The sequence below is a fragment of the Enterobacter sichuanensis genome (genome assembly GCF_009036245.1).
In the GTDB taxonomy this organism is placed as follows: domain Bacteria; phylum Pseudomonadota; class Gammaproteobacteria; order Enterobacterales; family Enterobacteriaceae; genus Enterobacter; species Enterobacter sichuanensis.
Genome location: NZ_CP027986.1, coordinates 1,559,731 through 1,580,116, shown reverse-complemented (window position 1 = coordinate 1,580,116; position 20,386 = coordinate 1,559,731). Strand labels below are relative to the sequence as shown.

General features: G+C 54.0%; 16 protein-coding genes. 4 read left to right on the top strand and 12 right to left on the bottom strand.

All coding sequences use genetic code 11. The features are described from left to right. Window positions 1-99: 99 nt before the first annotated feature. The 4 genes from cmk to C1N69_RS07420 form a co-directional block, all read right to left on the bottom strand. Window positions 100-783 (bottom strand): (d)CMP kinase, encoded by a 684-nt coding sequence (gene cmk / locus C1N69_RS07435; protein ID WP_013097305.1) that lies wholly within the window; start codon window positions 781-783, stop codon window positions 100-102. Window positions 784-968: 185 nt separating this feature from the next. After that, on the bottom strand, window positions 969-2,252 hold the full coding sequence (aroA, locus tag C1N69_RS07430; protein ID WP_045284487.1) for a 3-phosphoshikimate 1-carboxyvinyltransferase: 1,284 nt from the start codon (window positions 2,250-2,252) through the stop codon (window positions 969-971). A 66-nt stretch (window positions 2,253-2,318) separates the two neighbouring features. Then, window positions 2,319-3,407 carry a 3-phosphoserine/phosphohydroxythreonine transaminase gene (gene serC, locus C1N69_RS07425; RefSeq protein WP_045284488.1) on the bottom strand — a complete coding sequence of 363 codons (1,089 nt, stop codon included), beginning with the start codon at window positions 3,405-3,407 and terminating at the stop codon, window positions 2,319-2,321. A 162-nt stretch (window positions 3,408-3,569) separates the two neighbouring features. Further along, window positions 3,570-4,262: a DUF421 domain-containing protein gene (locus tag C1N69_RS07420; RefSeq protein ID WP_025756012.1), complete on the bottom strand. Its 693-nt coding sequence runs from the start codon at window positions 4,260-4,262 to the stop codon at window positions 3,570-3,572. A gap of 127 nt (window positions 4,263-4,389) precedes the next feature. Between C1N69_RS07420 and ycaO the strand changes: the two genes are divergently transcribed. The 4 genes from ycaO (at window position 4,390) to pflA (ending at window position 10,693) form a co-directional block, all read left to right on the top strand. Continuing rightward, entirely contained in the window at window positions 4,390-6,150 is a 1,761-nt protein-coding gene (gene ycaO / locus C1N69_RS07415) for a 30S ribosomal protein S12 methylthiotransferase accessory factor YcaO (RefSeq protein ID WP_162185033.1), read from the top strand. A 406-nt stretch (window positions 6,151-6,556) separates the two neighbouring features. After that, the gene (gene focA / locus C1N69_RS07410; RefSeq protein ID WP_008499974.1) at window positions 6,557-7,414 is read left to right on the top strand and encodes a formate transporter FocA; all 858 of its coding nucleotides are present in this window, start codon (window positions 6,557-6,559) and stop codon (window positions 7,412-7,414) included. A 51-nt stretch (window positions 7,415-7,465) separates the two neighbouring features. Then, window positions 7,466-9,748 (top strand): formate C-acetyltransferase, encoded by a 2,283-nt coding sequence (gene pflB / locus C1N69_RS07405; RefSeq protein WP_045284490.1) that lies wholly within the window; start codon window positions 7,466-7,468, stop codon window positions 9,746-9,748. A 204-nt stretch (window positions 9,749-9,952) separates the two neighbouring features. After that, on the top strand, window positions 9,953-10,693 hold the full coding sequence (gene pflA / locus C1N69_RS07400) for a pyruvate formate lyase 1-activating protein (RefSeq protein ID WP_025756015.1): 741 nt from the start codon (window positions 9,953-9,955) through the stop codon (window positions 10,691-10,693). Window positions 10,694-10,728: 35 nt separating this feature from the next. Here pflA and C1N69_RS07395 read toward each other — a convergent pair whose 3' ends face one another. The 8 genes from C1N69_RS07395 to lolA form a co-directional block, all read right to left on the bottom strand. Continuing rightward, on the bottom strand, window positions 10,729-11,247 hold the full coding sequence (locus C1N69_RS07395; RefSeq protein WP_155030925.1) for an anti-virulence regulator CigR family protein: 519 nt from the start codon (window positions 11,245-11,247) through the stop codon (window positions 10,729-10,731). A 123-nt stretch (window positions 11,248-11,370) separates the two neighbouring features. Continuing rightward, window positions 11,371-12,519, bottom strand: a complete 1,149-nt coding sequence (locus C1N69_RS07390; RefSeq protein WP_094918140.1) for an MFS transporter — start codon at window positions 12,517-12,519, stop codon at window positions 11,371-11,373. Window positions 12,520-12,795: 276 nt separating this feature from the next. After that, window positions 12,796-13,659: a dimethyl sulfoxide reductase anchor subunit family protein gene (locus C1N69_RS07385; protein ID WP_155030924.1), complete on the bottom strand. Its 864-nt coding sequence runs from the start codon at window positions 13,657-13,659 to the stop codon at window positions 12,796-12,798. 1 nt (window position 13,660) lies between these two features. Continuing rightward, the gene (locus tag C1N69_RS07380) at window positions 13,661-14,278 is read right to left on the bottom strand and encodes a DMSO/selenate family reductase complex B subunit (protein ID WP_059386171.1); all 618 of its coding nucleotides are present in this window, start codon (window positions 14,276-14,278) and stop codon (window positions 13,661-13,663) included. Window positions 14,279-14,288: 10 nt separating this feature from the next. Beyond that, the gene (gene dmsA / locus C1N69_RS07375) at window positions 14,289-16,733 is read right to left on the bottom strand and encodes a dimethylsulfoxide reductase subunit A (protein ID WP_155030923.1); all 2,445 of its coding nucleotides are present in this window, start codon (window positions 16,731-16,733) and stop codon (window positions 14,289-14,291) included. Window positions 16,734-16,944: 211 nt separating this feature from the next. Then, the gene (gene serS / locus C1N69_RS07370) at window positions 16,945-18,237 is read right to left on the bottom strand and encodes a serine--tRNA ligase (RefSeq protein ID WP_025756021.1); all 1,293 of its coding nucleotides are present in this window, start codon (window positions 18,235-18,237) and stop codon (window positions 16,945-16,947) included. Window positions 18,238-18,329: 92 nt separating this feature from the next. Next, window positions 18,330-19,673: a replication-associated recombination protein RarA gene (gene rarA / locus C1N69_RS07365; RefSeq protein ID WP_025756022.1), complete on the bottom strand. Its 1,344-nt coding sequence runs from the start codon at window positions 19,671-19,673 to the stop codon at window positions 18,330-18,332. A gap of 9 nt (window positions 19,674-19,682) precedes the next feature. Continuing rightward, window positions 19,683-20,294, bottom strand: a complete 612-nt coding sequence (gene lolA / locus C1N69_RS07360; RefSeq protein WP_059386168.1) for an outer membrane lipoprotein periplasmic chaperone LolA — start codon at window positions 20,292-20,294, stop codon at window positions 19,683-19,685. Window positions 20,295-20,386: the final 92 nt, after the last annotated feature.

The following is a 20,386-nucleotide window of genomic DNA, read 5'->3' as shown; positions in this document are numbered from 1 at the left end:
GGTTAATATTAACGTCCACCTGGCTCCGTGCCGGATGGGGTTGTTTCACATACCCGCCGTCAATCCATTGCAGCGGGGGTACTGCTAAATCGGTCGCGATTACGCGAGTGCCAGTTTTTGGCGCGCATATTGTAGCGCTTTTTCAATCACTTGCTCAATAGTTAAACTGGTGGAATCCAGAACTAATGCATCTTCTGCAGGAACAAGTGGGGCGACGGCGCGGTTACGATCGCGGTCATCGCGCTCTTTTATCTCGGATAAAAGGCGATCAAAGTTAACACTAAACCCCTTCTCCTGCAACTGAAGCATGCGGCGTTGCGCACGTTCTTCCGAAGAGGCGTCAAGGAAAATTTTCACAGGCGCATCAGGGAATACCACGGTTCCCATATCACGCCCGTCCGCAATCAGACCCGGGGCTTCACGGAACGCGCGCTGACGGCGTAACAGCGCCTCACGAACGCGCGGGAATGCCGCCACCTGGGAGGCGGCATTTGCCACTTCCTGCGTACGAATTTCGCCGCTCACGTCTTCCCCTTCAAGGATGACTTCCAGGTTGCCATCGGTCGACACGAAACGCACATCCAGATGCGCCGCCAACGGAACCAGCGCCTCTTCAGAGGCTACATCCACATGATGATGCAGTGCAGCCAGCGCCAGCACGCGATAGATTGCTCCCGAATCTAAAAGATGCCATTGCAATGCTTCCGCCATCGCTTTGCACAGCGTACCTTTCCCTGCGCCACTAGGCCCATCAATGGTGATTACCGGGGCAACTGCCGTCATCTTTTTCTCCTTAAATAAGGCATACCGTTTACATAAACGCCGCGCATTATACGCGCCAACGTGCGCAACTGTTACCTTTGCGTGCAAATTAGGGAATTAATGAAGCAGAGTGTAGAAGAAATGCGCGTGAATGAACGTCAGGAAGCGTAAGCAAATGCCGCATCGGGCGATGCGGCACGCTGTTATCAGGCCAGCGTACTGATGCGGGCCAGCTGCTCGAAGTAGTCCGGGAAGGTTTTCGCCGTACATTTTGGATCGAGGATGGTCACCGCGGTATCGGACAGCGCCACCAGCGAGAAGCACATCGCCATACGGTGATCGTTGTAGGTCCCAATTTCCGCGAACTGCAGTTTTGCCGGAGGTGTAACGCGAATGTAGTCTTCGCCCTCTTCCACTTCAGCTCCCACCTTACGCAACTCGGTGGCCATTGCGAACAGACGATCGGTCTCTTTCACGCGCCAGTTGTAGATGTTACGCAGCGTGGTGGTGCCTTTTGCAAACAGCGCCGCCGTGGCGATGGTCATCGCCGCATCCGGGATATGGTTCATGTCCATATCAATGGCCTTCAATTCACCGTGTGTACAGGAGATGAAATCATCGCCCCAGGTGACAATGGCGCCCATTTTCTCCAGTACGTCAGCAAAACGAATATCGCCCTGCACGCTGTTACGGCCAATGCCGGTCACTTTCACCGTGCCGCCTTTAATCGCCCCGGCAGCCAGGAAATACGAAGCGGAAGAGGCATCCCCTTCCACCAGGTAATGGCCCGGAGACTGATATTGCTGGGCGCCGCGAACGACAAAACGCTGATAAGCCTGGTTTTCAACCTCTACACCGAAGGTCTTCATCAGATGCAGCGTAATATCAATGTACGGTTTGGAAACCAGATCGCCCTTAATAGTGATTACGGTATCCTGCGGTGCCAGCGGTGCGGTCATCAGCAGCGCCGTCAGGAACTGGCTGGATACGCTACCGTCAACCTCGACGTTACCGCCGGTAAAGCCCCCGCGCAGACGCAGGGGTGGATAATTCTCTTGCTCCAGATACTCAATCTGCGCGCCGCCCTGACGAAGGGCATCCACCAGATGGCCGATCGGGCGCTCTTTCATGCGCGGCTCGCCTGTCAGGACAATGTTGTTGCTGCCCAGACACAGCGCTGCCGCCAGCGGACGCATTGCGGTCCCCGCGTTACCCAGAAACAGTTCAAGCTCATCAGCCGAGCGTAGCGCGCCGCCGTTCCCCGTCACTTCGCAGCGGGTACGGTCGTCAGACAGCGTGTAATGAACTCCCAACGCTTTCAACGCATTGAGCATATGGCGCACGTCATCGCTGTCCAGCAGGTTCGTGAGGACGGTGGTGCCGTTTGCCAGAGCTGCCAGCAGCAGAGCGCGGTTCGAGACACTTTTTGAACCAGGCAGATTGATGGTGCCATCTACCCGCGCGATAGGTTGTAACGTCAGGGATTCCATGAAACTTATCTCAACTCAACATAATAAAAACCCCGCAGCAGGGCTACGGGGGTGAAAACAGCGCAATTAACCGTGGCGACGTTCGAAGTCAATCATGAAATCGGTCAGCGCTTTAACGCCTTCCAGCGGCATGGCGTTATAGATGGAGGCACGCATGCCGCCCACCACTCGGTGGCCTTTCAGCGCGTGCAGACCTGCCGCGAAGGACTCTTCCAGGAAGACTTTATCCAGGTTGCTGTCCGCCAGCTGGAACGGCACGTTCATGCGCGAACGGTTGGCTTTCGCCACATCGTTACGATAGAAATCGCTCTTATCAATCACGCCGTACAGCAGCTCGGCTTTCTGCTGATTAACCTTGTCCATCTGCGCCACACCGCCGTTTTGCTTCAGCCATTTGAAGACCAGCCCGGACAGGTACCAGGCAAACGTCGGCGGGGTGTTGAACATGGAGTCGTTATCGTTCAGCACGGTGTAATCGAGAATCGACGGGCAGGATTTATGCGCTTTACCCAGCAGGTCTTCGCGCACGATGACGATAGTCAGACCAGCAGGGCCGATATTTTTCTGCGCGCCCGCATAAATTACACCGTAGCGACTGACGTCAATTGGCGCAGAAAGAATGGTGGAGGAGAAATCTGCGGCAACCACTACGTCTTTGCCGAAGTTCGGGGTCTCGTCGATGGCGATACCGTCGATGGTTTCGTTCGGGCAGTAGTGAAGATACGCAGCGTTGTCAGAGAGTTGCCACTCGCTCATGGGCTTCACGGCGCGCAGACCGTCAACGGTCACTTTGGCGTCGATAACATTCGGCGTGCAGTACTTGTGCGCTTCTTTCACCGCACTGGCCGCCCAGTAGCCCGCATCAACGTAGTCTGCCGTCGTTTTATCACCAAGGATGTTCAGCGGCACGCCAGCAAACTGGCCGCGTCCGCCGCCATGGCAGAACAATACTTTGTAGTTCGAGGGAATATTCAGCAGATCGCGAAAATCCTTTTCTGCCTCTTCCGCCACCTGAATAAACTCTTTACCCCGGTGGCTGATTTCCATCACCGACGTCCCCAGACCGTTCCAGTCACAAAGTTCCTGTTGAGCCTGTTTAAGCACGTCTGCCGGTAACATTGCCGGACCTGAACTGAAATTAAAGACTTGAGCCATTTCCCCTCACCACGCTAAAAGCCATAAGTTATAACTGTGGATATCGGTTTTATCATTCAGTGACACGCGCCGCAATGTCTAAAACTTATGACCGGTGAAATGTGCCCCGCGTCACACAAAACAATCTGCCGCCTCGCTATCGCAAAACCGACAAAATGGCTGTCAGGTGATCCGTTTAGCCCGGCTAACCTTCGTCCATTCCGGATTTGCACAGCGAGGGCATAATTGACGATCGCCAGGCTTCATGGCCACAACATGGCTACATCTTACGCAAGCGTAATCGCCTGCTTCGGGGACCGTCCTGAAACGCTCGATCAGCATATCCGGCAAAATACAGAGACCGGGCTTTACGTCCTCATCAGCGTAGTAATAGACGCTGATCTGCCCGTTAGTTTCCATTATCGCCAGACGCACCTGCCCGAGCTGTTCCACGCTGTTCAGGCGCAGCTCCATAAAGAACTCAAACTCGGTCATATTGGCGCTCTGGACATTTTCCCAGGCCAGCTGACCGTCCTCGACGATCACGACCGGCTTTCCTTCAAGCAGATCCTCCAGCTTTTCGCTTTTCGACATCAGCCACATCACCAGGCGATAGAGGAGCGCCAGTGAGACAAAAACGATAAACACCGGCACCATCGGCACATCATCATAAAAAGCGACATCCCCCGCCGCTGAACCCAGCGTCAGGATGATCAATACTTCAAAAAGCGACATCTGCCGCACGCCGCGACGACCGGTGATTTTAAGAAACAGGAAGACCAGAACGAAGGTATACAGACTACGCAGCGCCACTTCGCCTAAAAATTCAGGAGGGACTTTATCAAACGCCATCCGCTGGAGATCGAATGCTTTCATTTTTCTATGCCTTAACAGTGAGTTACTGACAGTAAGCATAGCCCAGTCTTTTATTTTCGCCGGAGATAGCACCTGTCACGCAAAACCCGTATCATTGCGCGCTTTACGTACGATAAAAGTGAACGCCATGACTCAAACGTTTATCCCCGGCAAAGACGCCGCCCTGGAAGATTCCATCGCTCGCTTCCAGCAGAAACTGACCGACCTGGGTTTTAACATCGAAGAAGCCTCCTGGCTCAATCCGGTGCCGCATGTCTGGTCCGTACATATTCGCGATAAAGACTGTGCCCTGTGCTTTACCAACGGTAAAGGCGCGACAAAAAAAGCGGCACTGGCCTCTGCGCTGGGTGAGTATTTTGAGCGTCTGTCCACCAACTACTTCTTCGCCGATTTCTGGCTGGGTGAAACCATCGCTAACGGCCCGTTCGTTCACTACCCGAATGAAAAATGGTTCCCGCTGACCGAAGATGACGAACTGCCGGAAGGTATCCTGGATACGCGTCTGCGTGCGTTTTACGATCCCGAAAACGAACTGACCGCCAGCATGCTGATCGATCTGCAGTCCGGTAACGAAGATCGCGGTATTTGCGCCCTGCCATTCACTCGTCAGTCGGATGAACAGACCGTCTATATCCCGATGAACATCGTCGGCAACCTGTACGTGTCTAACGGCATGTCCGCCGGTAATACCCGCAATGAAGCGCGCGTGCAGGGTCTGTCTGAAGTCTTCGAACGCCACATTAAAAACCGCATTATTGCCGAATCCATCAGCCTGCCTGAAATTCCGGCAGACGTGCTGGCGCGTTATCCGGGCGTGGTGGAATCCATCGCCAAACTGGAAGCCGAAGGTTTCCCAATCTTTGCGTATGACGGCTCGCTGGGCGGTAAATACCCGGTTATCTGCGTTGTGCTGTTTAACCCGACAAATGGCACCTGCTTCGCCTCCTTCGGCGCACATCCGGACTTCGGCGTAGCGCTGGAACGTACCGTGACCGAACTGCTGCAGGGCCGTAGCCTGAAAGACCTCGACGTGTTTACGCCGCCAACGTTCGACGATGAAGAAGTGGCTGAGCATACCAATCTGGAAACCCACTTCATCGACTCCAGCGGTTTGATCTCATGGGATCTATTCAAACAGGACGCCGACTATCCTTTCGTGGACTGGAGCTTTGCCGGTACCACGGAAGAAGAGTTCGCCACGCTGATGGCCATCTTCAAATCTGAAGATAAAGAAGTCTACATTGCTGACTACGAGCACCTGGGCGTCTATGCGTGCCGTATTATTGTTCCTGGCATGTCCGACATCTACCCTGCTGAAGATCTGTGGCTGGCGAATAACAGCATGGGCGCGCATCTGCGTGAAACGCTGCTGGCACTGCCGGGCAGCGAATGGGAAAAAGAGGATTATCTGAACCTGATCGCCCAGCTGGACGAGGAAGGCCACGATGACTTCACACGCGTACGCGAGCTGCTCGGTCTGGCCACCGGCAAAGATAACGGCTGGTATACCCTGCGCATCGGCGAGCTGAAAGCGATGCTGGCGCTGGCGGGCGGCGATCTGGATCAGGCCCTGGCCTGGACCGAGTGGACCATGGAGTTTAACCAGTCGGTCTTCTCTGCCGAGCGCACCAACTATTACCGCTGCCTGCAAACCCTCCTGCTTCTCGCGCAGGAAGAGGATCGTGAGCCGCTGCAGTATCTGAATGCTTTTGTGCGCATGTACGGTGCCGAGGCGGTAGAAGCGGCCAGCGCGGCGCTGAGCGGTGAAGAGCCGTTCTACGGTCTGCAGGCTGTTGACAGCGATCTAAAAGCCTTCCCGGCGCATCAGTCGCTGCTGAAGGCCTATGAGAAGCTGCAGAAAGCGAAAGCCGCTTACTGGTCAAAATAAGCGCACATAACATTACCAGCAGTAGGCGTATTCAATCGTCTGGGCTATATTACGGGGCAATTTCATTGCCCCTTTTTTTATTTTCTTCGGCAATGACTGTTGATTGTAATAATAAAGTTAATCATGGGTAAATATAATAATATCTACCCGGACTTAACTGTTACTTTTTATGGCTAATACTCCATATTAATTAACTGTTTCAGAGGTGGCCGAACGAAAAAATTCAACTCTTTTCACAACTTTTAAAATTTATTTTTATACGGATAATCAAACACTTACTCCGCATTTGGTGTAAAACCATACACACTGCGGGCCTATAAGCCAGGCGAGATATGATCTATATCAATTTCTCTTCTATAATGCTTTGTTAGTATCTCGTCGCCGACTTAATAAAGAGAGAGTTAGTGTGAAAGCTGACAACCCTTTTGATCTTTTACTCCCCGCTGCGATGGCAAAAGTCGCCGAAGAAGCGGGTGTCTATAAAGCAACGAAACACCCGATGAAGACGTTCTATCTGGCGATCACGGCTGGTGTGTTCATCTCTATCGCTTTCGTCTTCTACATCACCGCCACCACCGGTACTGCCGGAATGCCTTTTGGCATGGCCAAACTGATTGGCGGCATTTGCTTCTCACTGGGTCTGATTCTTTGCGTCATTTGCGGTGCCGATCTCTTCACCTCAACGGTGCTGATTGTCGTGGCAAAGGCCAGCGGAAGAATTACCTGGGGTCAGCTGGCACGTAACTGGCTTAACGTCTACGTGGGTAACCTGGTTGGCTGTCTGCTCTTTGTTTTGTTGATGTGGCTTTCTGGCGAGTACATGACCGCCAACGGCGGCTGGGGACTGAACGTCCTGCAAACCGCCGACCACAAAATGCACCACACATTTATTGAAGCCGTTGCTCTCGGCATCCTCGCGAACCTGATGGTCTGCCTGGCTGTATGGATGAGCTACTCCGGTCGTAGCCTGATGGACAAAGCCTTAATCATGGTTCTGCCGGTTGCGATGTTTGTTGCCAGCGGCTTTGAGCACAGTATTGCGAATATGTTCATGATCCCAATGGGCATTGTCATCCGCGACTTTGCAAGCCCGGAGTTCTGGACCGCAGTTGGTTCATCCCCGGAAAGTTTCTCTCACCTGACTATTATGAATTTCATTACTGATAACCTGATCCCTGTCACTATCGGGAACATTATCGGTGGGGGTCTGTTAGTTGGGTTGACATACTGGGTCATTTACCTGCGTGGCGACGATCATCATTGATGGTTTTCTCAGGCAGTAAATAAAAAATCCACTTAAGAAGGTAGGTGTTACATGTCCGAGCTTAATGAAAAGTTAGCCACAGCCTGGGAAGGTTTTGCGAAAGGTGACTGGCAGAATGAAGTCAACGTACGTGACTTCATTCAGAAAAACTATACCCCGTATGAAGGTGACGAATCCTTCCTGGCTGGCGCAACTGAAGCGACCACCAAGCTGTGGGACAGCGTAATGGAAGGCGTTAAACTGGAAAACCGCACTCACGCGCCAGTTGATTTTGACACCTCCGTGGCTTCCACCATCACTTCTCACGACGCTGGCTATATCAACAAAGCCCTTGAGAAAATCGTTGGTCTGCAGACTGAAGCACCACTGAAACGCGCAATCATCCCGTTCGGTGGTATTAAAATGGTTGAAGGTTCCTGCAAAGCGTATAACCGCGAGCTGGACCCAATGCTGAAAAAAATCTTCACCGAATACCGCAAAACTCATAACCAGGGCGTATTCGATGTTTACACCAAAGACATTCTGAACTGCCGTAAATCTGGCGTTCTGACTGGTCTGCCAGATGCCTATGGCCGTGGTCGTATCATCGGTGACTACCGTCGCGTTGCGCTGTACGGTATCGACTTCCTGATGAAAGACAAGTACGCGCAGTTTGTTTCCCTGCAGTCCGATCTGGAAAACGGCGTAAACCTGGAAGCGACTATCCGTCTGCGTGAAGAGATTGCTGAACAGCACCGCGCGCTGGGTCAGATCAAAGAAATGGCAGCGAAATACGGCTGCGATATCTCTGGTCCTGCAACCAACGCTCAGGAAGCTATCCAGTGGACCTACTTCGGCTACCTGGCCGCAGTTAAGTCTCAGAACGGTGCCGCAATGTCCTTCGGTCGCGTATCCACCTTCCTGGATGCCTACATCGAACGTGACCTGAAAGCTGGCAAAATTACCGAGCAAGACGCACAGGAAATGATTGACCACCTGGTCATGAAACTGCGTATGGTTCGCTTCCTGCGTACCCCTGAATACGATGAGCTGTTCTCCGGTGACCCAATCTGGGCAACTGAATCTATCGGTGGTATGGGCGTTGATGGCCGTACTCTGGTAACTAAAAACAGCTTCCGCTTCCTGAACACCCTGTACACCATGGGTCCTTCTCCGGAGCCGAACATCACCGTTCTGTGGTCTGAAAAACTGCCTCTGAACTTCAAGAAATTCGCCGCTAAAGTGTCCATCGACACCTCTTCTCTGCAGTACGAGAACGATGACCTGATGCGTCCGGACTTCAACAACGACGATTACGCTATCGCTTGCTGCGTAAGCCCAATGGTTGTTGGTAAACAAATGCAGTTCTTCGGTGCGCGTGCAAACCTGGCGAAAACCATGCTGTACGCTATCAACGGCGGCGTTGATGAAAAACTGAAAATGCAGGTGGGTCCTAAGTCTGAGCCGATCAAAGGCGATGTTCTGAACTTCGACGAAGTCATGGACCGCATGGATCACTTCATGGACTGGCTGGCTAAACAGTATGTCACTGCACTGAACGTTATCCACTACATGCACGACAAGTACAGCTACGAAGCCTCTCTGATGGCGCTGCACGACCGTGACGTTATCCGCACCATGGCGTGTGGTATCGCAGGCCTGTCCGTTGCTGCTGACTCCCTGTCTGCAATCAAATATGCGAAAGTTAAACCAATTCGTGACGAAGATGGTCTGGCTATCGACTTCGAAATCGAAGGCGAATACCCGCAGTTTGGTAACAACGACGCTCGCGTTGATGACATGGCGGTTGACCTGGTAGAACGTTTCATGAAGAAAATTCAGAAACTCACTACCTACCGTAACGCTATCCCGACTCAGTCTGTTCTGACCATCACCTCTAACGTTGTGTATGGTAAGAAAACCGGTAACACCCCAGACGGTCGTCGTGCTGGCGCGCCATTCGGCCCAGGTGCTAACCCAATGCACGGTCGTGACCAGAAAGGTGCTGTTGCCTCTCTGACATCCGTTGCGAAACTGCCGTTTGCTTACGCGAAAGATGGTATCTCCTATACCTTCTCTATCGTGCCAAACGCGCTGGGTAAAGACGACGAAGTGCGTAAAACGAACCTCGCGGGTCTGATGGATGGTTACTTCCACCACGAAGCGTCCATCGAAGGTGGTCAGCACCTGAACGTGAACGTAATGAACCGTGAAATGCTGCTCGACGCGATGGAACACCCTGAGAAATATCCTCAGCTGACCATCCGCGTATCTGGCTACGCAGTACGTTTTAACTCCCTGACCAAAGAACAGCAGCAGGACGTTATCACCCGTACTTTCACTCAGTCCATGTAAGTGGAAATGACTGAAATCACGCGTTAAAAAGCGTACAATAAAGGCTCCACGTCAGTGGGGCCTTTTTAGCACCCTCTCCACCTTAGTCTCTTTTGTCCGCTATCTATACTCTATGGATATCAGCCAAAACAGACTTCAACACAGCCGGTTTTGAGCTGTGCATACACAGGCCCCGGACGGGCCGATGCTGGAGATATCACCGCAATGTCAACTATTGGTCGCATTCACTCCTTTGAATCCTGTGGCACCGTCGATGGCCCGGGTATCCGCTTTATTACCTTTTTCCAGGGCTGCCTGATGCGCTGCCTGTACTGCCATAACCGCGACACCTGGGACACGCACGGCGGGAAAGAAGTGACCGTCGACGATCTGATGAAAGAAGTGGTGACCTACCGCCACTTTATGAACGCATCCGGCGGTGGTGTGACGGCGTCCGGTGGCGAGGCCATTCTTCAGGCCGAGTTTGTCCGCGACTGGTTCCGCGCCTGCCACAAAGAAGGTATTCATACCTGCCTCGACACGAACGGTTTTGTGCGCCGCTACGATCCCGTTATTGATGAATTGCTCGAAGTGACCGATCTGGTGATGCTCGATCTCAAACAGATGAACGACGAGATCCACCAGAATCTGGTTGGCGTGTCCAACCACCGTACGCTGGAGTTTGCTAAATATATCTCAGCGAAAGGCATTAAAACCTGGATCCGCTACGTGGTGGTTCCAGGCTGGTCAGATGACGACGATTCCGCGCACCGCCTGGGCGAATTTACCCGCGACATGGGCAACGTCGAGAAAATTGAGCTTCTGCCCTACCATGAACTGGGCAAACACAAATGGGTGGCAATGGGCGAAGAATATAAGCTTGATGGCGTGAAGCCGCCGAAAAAAGAGACGATGGAGCGCGTGAAAGGTATTCTTGAACAGTACGGTCACAAAGTAATGTATTAAAGAAAAGGCCCGGTAAAAACCGGGCCTTATTTATTCTATTTGAACACACCGTTAATAATGGTCGTCACCACAGCCGTGCTGAGTGCAATTAAGACCAGATCGTCACCGACCACGCGCCATTCATAGCCAGGATAGGAAGGCAACTGGTCCAGCATAGAAGCCGGCACGGTTTTCTTCGCAATCCCCGGAGGCAGTGGTTTACCGCGTGCGAGGTTTTTCGCAATGCCCGGAGGCAGTGACTCATAGCCGGTTAAACCATAGTTCACTGCCAGATGACGGGCATGATCGAAGCTTACACGGGCGTCGACATCATCACTGACGCTTTTATTAGATTTACCCGGATTATCTGTATTGTGTTTACTACCATGGGTACCGGAATTTCCGTTACCATGATTCCCGGAATTGCCGTGATTACCACCATTACCTTGTCCGCCACTGTTACCGTGACCACCACCGCCATTCCCGTTTCCAGGATTAGCCATGACCGGTGCTGTAGTAAACGTTAAAGACAACACTACTGCCAGTGCGGTAGTGGTTAAACGACGTGTAGCCATGATTGCTGCCTTTTAGTGATAGAACTCACCTGAATTATCGCCTGACGCGGTAAACAAACAATGCGTAAAAGTCTTAGATGTGATGGGGACAAAAAAGCCAGTCGATGACTGGCTTTAATTTAATCAGGCATGCGCCACTGGCGTTGGATGTTCGCCCGCTTTGCGCAGCAGCATCAGGAGATAAATAAACGACACGCTGGCAATCATGATGAACAGCAAATTGTCGGAATAATTCTGCATTAGCATCGCGGTAAACGTCGGCCCTAACAAACTGCCGATGGTATAGCTCAGTAAAAGCGCCTGGTTCATGGCCACCAGTTGATGATGTTCCACTTTCTCACAGGCCCAGGCCATCGCGACCGGATAGAGCGTGAAACCGGCAGCCCCAAGAATAAACAGCGCCGGTGCCATCGCGGCGTTGCTGAGCATGGCGAGGCATCCCATAATCACCACGAAGACCTGAACGCGCAGCACCAGCAGGCGGCCAAAACGGTCCGCCAGACGGCCAATAGGCCACTGGCCGAGAATGCCCGCACTCACCATCACCGCCATCCAGAAGCCGATCCCGGAATCGCTGACGCCCTGATGGTTCAGATAGAGCGGCATCAGGCCATAGAGCGAGCCCAGTACAATCCCGGAAATAATGCAGCCGTTTACCCCCAGACGTGCCTGCCGGAGTCTCAGCATTGGCCAGACGTGGGTGGCTTCCTGATGTTCGCTGTTCTGGTTCACAATACGCGTGAAGAGCAGCGGCAGGATCGCGGCCAGCACCATACCCGTCACCCACGGCAGAACGCTCATCAGGTCGGTTGGCAGCTTGCTGACCATCAGTTGTCCCAGCACGGTCCCCACGTAATACACCATCATATAGGCTGCCAGCAGGCGCCCGCGGTTGCGCGACGTGCCGCTGCACATTAGCGCACTTTCAACGACCACCCAAATCATCGCGCAGCCTACGCCGGCGATAAAACGCCACGCCATCCAGCTCCAGAAGCCGACCATCAGGCCCAGCCCCGCACACCCGGCAGCGAAAATCAGCGAAGCCAGATAATAGCTGCGGTTAAAACCAAAGCGCTTAATAAGGCTCCCGGTCACCAGCGTACCCAGCAGGTTTCCGGTAAAAAAGGACGAGCTGACCATACCCACCTGCCAGGTCGGTAAGTTTTCATGGGCGAGCCACAGCGGAACGAGCGTATTTAACACTGCGATCGCCAGGGTCAACAGCAGCAGGCCACAGAGCAATAGCAGCACTGGCCGGGTATAGGTGGTCATGGATTAAAAGCCGTGAGGAAGTTCAGATTTCGTGCGCATCATGCCACTGGCAAAAACAAAGTCAATCCACTGACTTAGCCGCCAGGCACAATATGTTCCCTGTCGATTTAAAAAACTTATCCTGCTAATGCCACGCCTGCTATAGATATTAATTATGTCTCTGTTTTTGTTTATTAATGGCCAAAATTAAAACAAAACGACAGTCGAAAAATTTCATGATCGAAAAAAAGAAAAAGCCGGGCACTCTGACCCGGCTTTACAGAAGGAATGAGCGTATTAACTGGCAACAGCCATACCCACGGTCATATGCAATCCGTAGAATACCCCACGGCCAATCAGTTCGCCCGCCAGGACGAGTACAAAAGCCAGTGACAGCAGCGGCAGCGCGGGCTGATAACCTTTGAGCTGCGGGGCAATCCAGAATACCAATGCCGCGACGAGAAGAACGACACGCCAGGCCATCAGCGAACCGTAATCCGGCACCAGGGCAGACGCCTGCTGAATCGAACTGTGAATGGTTGCCAGTTCAGCGCCCTGCATCAGGGCAACCATAGCACTCACGACCAGCGCCAGCAGTGAAACGGCCGGCAGCAAGCGCATAGCCCAACCGTCTACCCCCGCCACGCGCAGCAACAGATAGCCCAGCAGCGGTCCGCCGATAAACATGGTCAGGAAGAAGCTCATTGGCGTCCAGACGGTGTACCAGGTGGGAACCGTGTCGATGGTGTTATAGACGCGCACCATCATCCACACGAACACCACGCCCAGCACCATGGTCACGATCAGCCACAGGCTGCGCAGACCCGCAGACAGCTTCTTCATTGCGGCCAGCAGCCAGCCCAGCCCGCCAACGGCAAAGAAAATCGCCCCGCTGGCAATCTCATTACTGAGGGACGAGGCGCCCACACGGTTCAGAGAGTTAAATGCGCGCATCGGCGAGCCCAGGTGCAGCGTAGAAGCAATGAAGCCAATCCCCATGAGCACCCACAGGCCAAACATGCTCAACACTAAACGCTGCTGCTGTTCGCCGCTGAGATTGCCCTTCAGCAGCGCCAGCGCGAGCACAATGAAGCCACCGGCCACGCACTGACCAAAGACCGTGAAGATCATCAGCGGCCATTCATGCCATCCACTTCCCATCTCACACCTCCTTCGGATTTGCCAGGTAGCCGGTGGTATCACCTGTAGGACGGCTGTTGGCGTTAGGTTTAATCACAATACTCGGCTTCGTGAAGTGCGCAGACGGCAGAGGTGCCACTGCGGCAAGCTGACCGTGTTTTTGACGCAGCTCTTCAACAGGGCCGAAGTCCAGCGCGCGCAGCGGGCAGGACTCGACGCAAATCGGCTTTTTGCCCTCTGCGACGCGGGTATGGCAACCATCGCATTTGGTCATATGCCCTTTCTCGGCATTGTACTGCGGTGCGCCGTACGGGCAGGCCATATGGCAGTAGCGACAGCCGATGCAAACATCCTCATCCACCACCACAAAACCATCTTCTCGCTTATGCATCGCGCCGCTCGGGCAGACCTTGGTACAGGCGGGATCTTCACAGTGGTTACAGGCAATCGACAGGTAATAAGCGAACACGTTCTGATGCCAGACGCCGTTATCTTCCTGCCAGTCGCCTCCGGCGTATTCGTAGATACGACGGAAGCTCACGTCGGGGGTCAGGTCTTTGTAATCTTTACAGGCCAGCTCGCAGGTTTTGCACCCGGTGCAACGGCTGGAATCAATAAAAAATCCATACTGGGTTGTCATCGGTTACTCCTTAAACCTTTTCAACCTGGACAAGGTTTGTGTGGGATGGGTTGCCTTTCGCCAGCGGCGACGGGCGCTGCGTGGTCAGTACGTTAATACTGCCAGCCTGATCGATGCCCTTAGCATCAGGGCTGTACCAGGCACCTTCCCCCAGCGCCACCACGCCGGGCATCATGCGTGGGGTCACTTTGGCTTCAATGTGGACCTCGCCGCGGCCGTTAAAGATCCGCACGCGATCGCCATTGCTGATACCGCGCGCTTTGGCATCCATCGGGTTCATCCACATTTCCTGTCGACAGGCCGCTTTCAGGACGTCGACGTTGCCGTAGGTGGAGTGAACACGCGCTTTGTAGTGAAAACCGGTCAGTTGCAGCGGGAATTTCGCCGTCAGCGGATCGTTATAGTTTTCAAAACCCGGCGTGTAGATCGGCAGCGGATCGATAACGTCCCCTTCCGGCAGCTCCCAGGTAGAGGCGATTTTTGCCAGCTCTTCGGAGTAGATTTCGATTTTCCCCGACGGCGTGGTTAGCGGGTTCGCCTGCGGATCTTCACGGAACGCTTTGTACGCGACGTGATGCCCTTCAGGGTCACGCTGTTTGTACATACCCTGCTTGCGGAAGGTATCGAAGTCCGGCAGATCGGGGATCGCTTTACGGGAGAGCGCGTGAAGATGGCGCATCCACCCTTCCTGAGTACGCCCCTCGGTAAACTGCTGCTCTACACCAAGCCGTTTCGCCAGTTCGGAGGTCATTTCATAGATGGTTTTGCACTCAAAGCGCGGCTTGATGGCCTGGTCGGTGAAGATCACATAGGACATGTTGCCGCAGGAGGCATCCAGTGCGAAATCCATCTGCTCAGAGGCGGTGCAGTCCGGCAGCAGAATATCGGCATATTTTGCCGAGGAGGTCATGTGACAGTCGATCACCACAATCATCTCGCACTTCTTGTCGTCCTGCAGGATTTCATGGGTACGGTTGATTTCGGAGTGCTGGTTGATAAGACAGTTGCCGGCATAGTTCCAGATCATCTTAATCGGCACGTCCAGCTTGTCCTTGCCGCGAACACCGTCGCGCAGGGCGGTCATTTCCGGGCCACGTTCAATCGCATCGGTCCACATAAACATGGAGATGCTGGTCTTCACGGGGTTGTCCAGGGTCGGCATCCGTTCAAACGGCAGCGAGTACGAACCTTCACGCGCGCCGGTATTACCGCCGTGAATACCGACGTTGCCGGTCAGAATAGAGAGCATGGAGATAGCGCGGGTGGCAATTTCGCCGTTCGCATGGCGCTGCGGGCCCCAGCCCTGGCTGATGTAGGCAGGTTTTGCTGAGCCAATTTCACGTGCCAGCTGCACAATACGTTCCGCCGGAATACCTGTGATGGTAGAGGCCCACGCCGGCGTTTTCGCCACGCCGTCACTGCCCTGGCCGAGAATATACGCTTTGTAATGCCCGTTTGCTGGCGCACTGGCCGGCAGGGTTTTCTCGTCATAGCCGACGCAGTATTTATCCAGGAAAGGCTGATCGACGAGGTTTTCGGTGATCATCACCCAGGCCAGTGCGGAGACCAGCGCCGCATCGGTCCCCGGACGAATGGGGATCCATTCATCTTCGCGCCCTGCACCGGTGTCGGTATAGCGCGGATCGATGATGATCATGCGGGCATTGGATTTGGCGCGGGCCTGTTCCAGATAGTAGGTCACCCCGCCGCCGCTCATACGCGTTTCACCCGGGTTGTTACCGAACAGCACGACCAGCTTACTGTTTTCGATATCCGACGGGCTGTTGCCGTCCGCCCAGCCACCATAGGTGTAGTTCAGGCCAGCGGCGATCTGCGCCGAGGAGTAATCACCGTAGTGATTGAGGTAACCGCCGCAGCAATTCATCAGGCGCGCTACCAGCGTTTTACCCGGTGGCCAGGAGCGGGTCAGCGTACCGCCGAGCGTTCCGGTGCCATAGTTCAGGTAGATGGATTCGTTGCCGTACTCTTTGATCAAACGCTGCATATTGCTGGCGATGATATCGTAGGCTTCATCCCAGCTAATCCGCTCGAACTTCCCTTCTCCACGCTTACCGACGCGTTTCATCGGGTATTTCAGACGGTCCGGGTTATACACGCGACGACGCATGGAGCGGCCACGCAGACAAGCCCGAACCTGATGTAATCCTTCATAGCTATCGTCGCCGGTATTATCGGTTTCGACATACTTAATTTCGCCGTCCACCACGTGCATACGCAGGGGACAACGGCTACCACAGTTGACGGTACAGGCACTCCACACCACTTTTTCCGGCGTGGTGGCTGGGGAGAGTGCCTCTGCCGCCGATGCCAGTCGGGTAAAAGGGAGCGTGAAGGCGCTGCTGGCTATAGCCAGACCGCCTATTGCCGTGGTTTTCATCAACCCACGGCGAGTGACCTCGGCAGCCATGAGTGCTTCAGGCGCGTTGATTTTCATAGAAACTCACTTTGGTTGCTCACAAAAAAAAGAGAGGCGGCGCGAACCGCAACATAGCTTTATAGATATCGAATTTCCGGGTATTCAGCTTTTTATGCTGACTTTCATTCGCAACAGTATTACTACTTTGGAGGGAGGGGGTATTGCGTCGTATCAATTCACAGACATAAAAAAAGCGCCCGCAGGCGCTTTTTTGTTTTGAGGCAAATCATTAGCCGATGTACTGCAGGCCTTTCATGTATGGACGCAGCACTTCAGGGATCTCGATGCGACCATCTGCCTGCTGGTAGTTTTCCATCACGGCAACCAGCGTACGGCCAACCGCCAGACCAGAACCATTCAGGGTGTGCACCAGACGGGTTTTCTTGTCAGATTTGCTGCGGCAGCGTGCCTGCATACGGCGCGCCTGGAAATCCCAGACGTTAGAGCAGGAGGAGATTTCACGGTAGGTGTTCTGCGCAGGCACCCACACTTCAAGGTCGAAGGTTTTGCGGGCGCCAAAGCCCATATCACCGGTGCACAGGGCCATACGACGGTACGGCAGACCCAGCAGCTCCAGCACTTTCTCGGCGTGACCGGTCATCTCTTCCAGCGCATCCATGGAATCTTCAGGACGGACGATCTGCACCATCTCAACTTTATCGAACTGGTGCATACGGATCAGACCGCGTGTGTCGCGACCGTAGGAGCCTGCTTCAGAACGGAAGCACGGAGAGTGCGCCGTCAGTTTGATCGGCAGATCGTCTTCGTCAATGATCTCATCACGCACGAGGTTGGTCAGCGGCACTTCCGCCGTTGGGATCAGCGCGTAGTTGCTGCTGTCCGCTTCCTCGTCCAGCGGACGGGTGTGGAACAGATCGCCGGCAAATTTCGGCAACTGACCGGTGCCGTACAGGGTATCGTGGTTAACCAGATACGGAACATAAGTTTCACTGTAGCCGTGCTGCTCGGTGTGCAGATCCAGCATGAACTGCGCCAGAGCGCGGTGCAGATGAGCAATCTGGCCTTTCATCACCACAAAGCGAGAACCGGTCAGCTTAACTGCTGCTGCAAAGTCCAGGCCTGTGTGCATTTCGCCCAGCGTCACGTGATCGCGCACCTCGAAGTCAAACTCACGAGGCGTACCCCAGCGTTTCACTTCAACGTTGTCGTTTTCATCTTTACCGACAGGGACGCTGTCGTCAGGAATATTCGGGATAGCCAGGGCAATATCACGAATTTCGGCCTGAAGAACATCCAGTTCGGCTTTCGCCTGATCCAGTTCTTCACCCAGTTTGTTCACTTCCAGGCGTAATGGCTCAATATCTTCCCCGCGCGCTTTCGCCTGGCCAATGGATTTCGATCGAGAATTACGCTCTGCCTGCAGATTTTCAGTTTGTACCTGCAGAACTTTACGACGCTCTTCAAGAGCGCGCAGCTTATCTACATCCAGCTTAAAGCCCCGGCGTGCCAGTTTTTCAGCGACTGCGTCTGGCTCATTACGCAGCAGATTGGGATCGAGCATGCTTATCCTGTGCTTATCGAATTAAAATAGGAAAAAGTGACCACAGCCTGCGATCACAGGGATACAACGCCAACATTACCGCAACGACTGCACTAACGGTAGCGTTTTATAGGGCTATTTTGATCCTGTCCGGCGAGCCAGGCGAGCTTTTCGCCAATCTTGCCTTCAAGACCTCTGTTTGTGGGGTGATAATAGCGGGTTTGTGCCATCTCCTGCGGGAAATATTCCTCACCGGCCGCGTAGGCATTGGGTTCGTCATGGGCGTAACGATACTCCTGCCCATACCCCATCTCTTTCATCAGTTTCGTTGGCGCATTACGCAGGTGAACCGGCACATCGTAGTCCGGGCGTTCACGCGCATCAGACATCGCCGCTTTAAACGCGGTATAAACGGCATTGCTTTTCGGCGCACAGGCCAGATAGACAATCGCCTGGGCAATTGCACGTTCACCTTCCGCCGGACCCACGCGGGTGAAACAGTCCCACGCCGACAGCGCGACCTGCATGGCACGAGGATCGGCATTGCCGACATCTTCTGAGGCGATCGCCAGGCAGCGGCGCGCAACGTACAGCGGATCGCCACCGGCAGTAATGATGCGCGCGTACCAGTACAGTGCCGCATCTGGCGCGCTGCCGCGCACGGATTTATGCAGGGCAGAAATGAGATCGTAAAATCGATCGCCTTTATTATCGAAACGCGCGCTGCGCTCCCCGGCTATTTCGGTGAGCAGTTCCGGCTTCAGCACTCGTTTGCCAGCATCGTCGACTTCGGCCATGTCGGCCATCATCTCCAGCGTGTTCAGCGCCCGACGCGCATCACCGTTCACCAGCTCCGCAATCGCACGACGCGTGTCGTCAGGCAGAACGATATCCTGCCCGCCGTAGCCGCGCGCTTTATCGTCCATCGCCTGGGTGAGAACCTTTTCGATATCCTCGACGGTCAACGATTTGAGCAAGTAAACGCGCGCACGAGACAACAGCGCCGAGTTCAGTTCAAACGAGGGATTTTCGGTAGTCGCCCCGATGAAGAAGATCGTGCCGTCTTCAATGTGCGGCAGAAAGGCATCCTGCTGACTTTTGTTGAAGCGGTGAACTTCGTCCACGAAGAGGATAGTCCTGCGCCCGGCATTGCGGTTCTGCCGCGCGCGCTCGATCGCTTCGCGGATCTCTTTCACGCCGGACGTAACTGCAGAGATGCGTTCAACGTCCGCGTTCGCATAGCGGGCAATCACTTCGGCAAGCGTGGTTTTGCCCGTGCCGGGTGGCCCCCAGAGGATCATCGAGTGAAGATGCCCGGCCTCAATGGCGCGCGGCAATGGCTTACCGGCAGCGAGCAGGTGTTGCTGGCCGATATACTGCGCTAAATTTTCTGGCCGCATACGAGCGGCCAGAGGTTGAAACGCGTTGTCTGAAAAATCGAGCGACAGATTGCTCACTCACGCCTCTTACTTACGTTGGTCATCCACCGTTACGCCCTGCGGCGGGGTAAAGGTGAATTTCGATGCATCTACAGCGCCATTCTGCTGAGACTTAAGCTGATAGCTGCTGCGCTGATCGTCCTGCTCAACGGCGCCAAACTGATTAATGGTACCGTTGGGGCTTACGTTAATGGTGAACTGCTTCAGGTTGCCGTTACTGCCTTTTGGCGTCAGGACAAACTCGTCCCCCGTCTGCTTAATATTGTACTGCTGCCAGTCGCTGGCCTGGTTGCGGGCAATCAGCATAAACGGCGTATTGCTGGTGGCATCTTTCAGCCAGGTCGCCGTTGCCTGCTCAACGAACGGGTTGAAGAACCATAGCGTTTTACCGTCAGACACCAGGATGCTTTCATCCGGTTGGGTCATGTGCCAGTTAAACAGATTCGGGCGTTTTACCCACAAATCTCCCTGACCTTCCTGCACCGCGTTGCCGCTGCCGTCAGTCACTTTTTGCGTGAAGCTGGCGTGGAAGCTGCTTACTTTATCCAGTCGGCTTTTAAGGTCGCTGGCTGCATCAGCCCAGACGCTGCTGGCAACAAAACTGGTGAGTAATGCACAGGCGATGGCGATTTTTTTCATTGTTATTCCTTAAAATACGTCTTCCCGATATGGGGTTTCCGTCTTCTATTCTGGACCTGCCCGCAGGCAGGCGACAGAAGAAAATGCTTAAT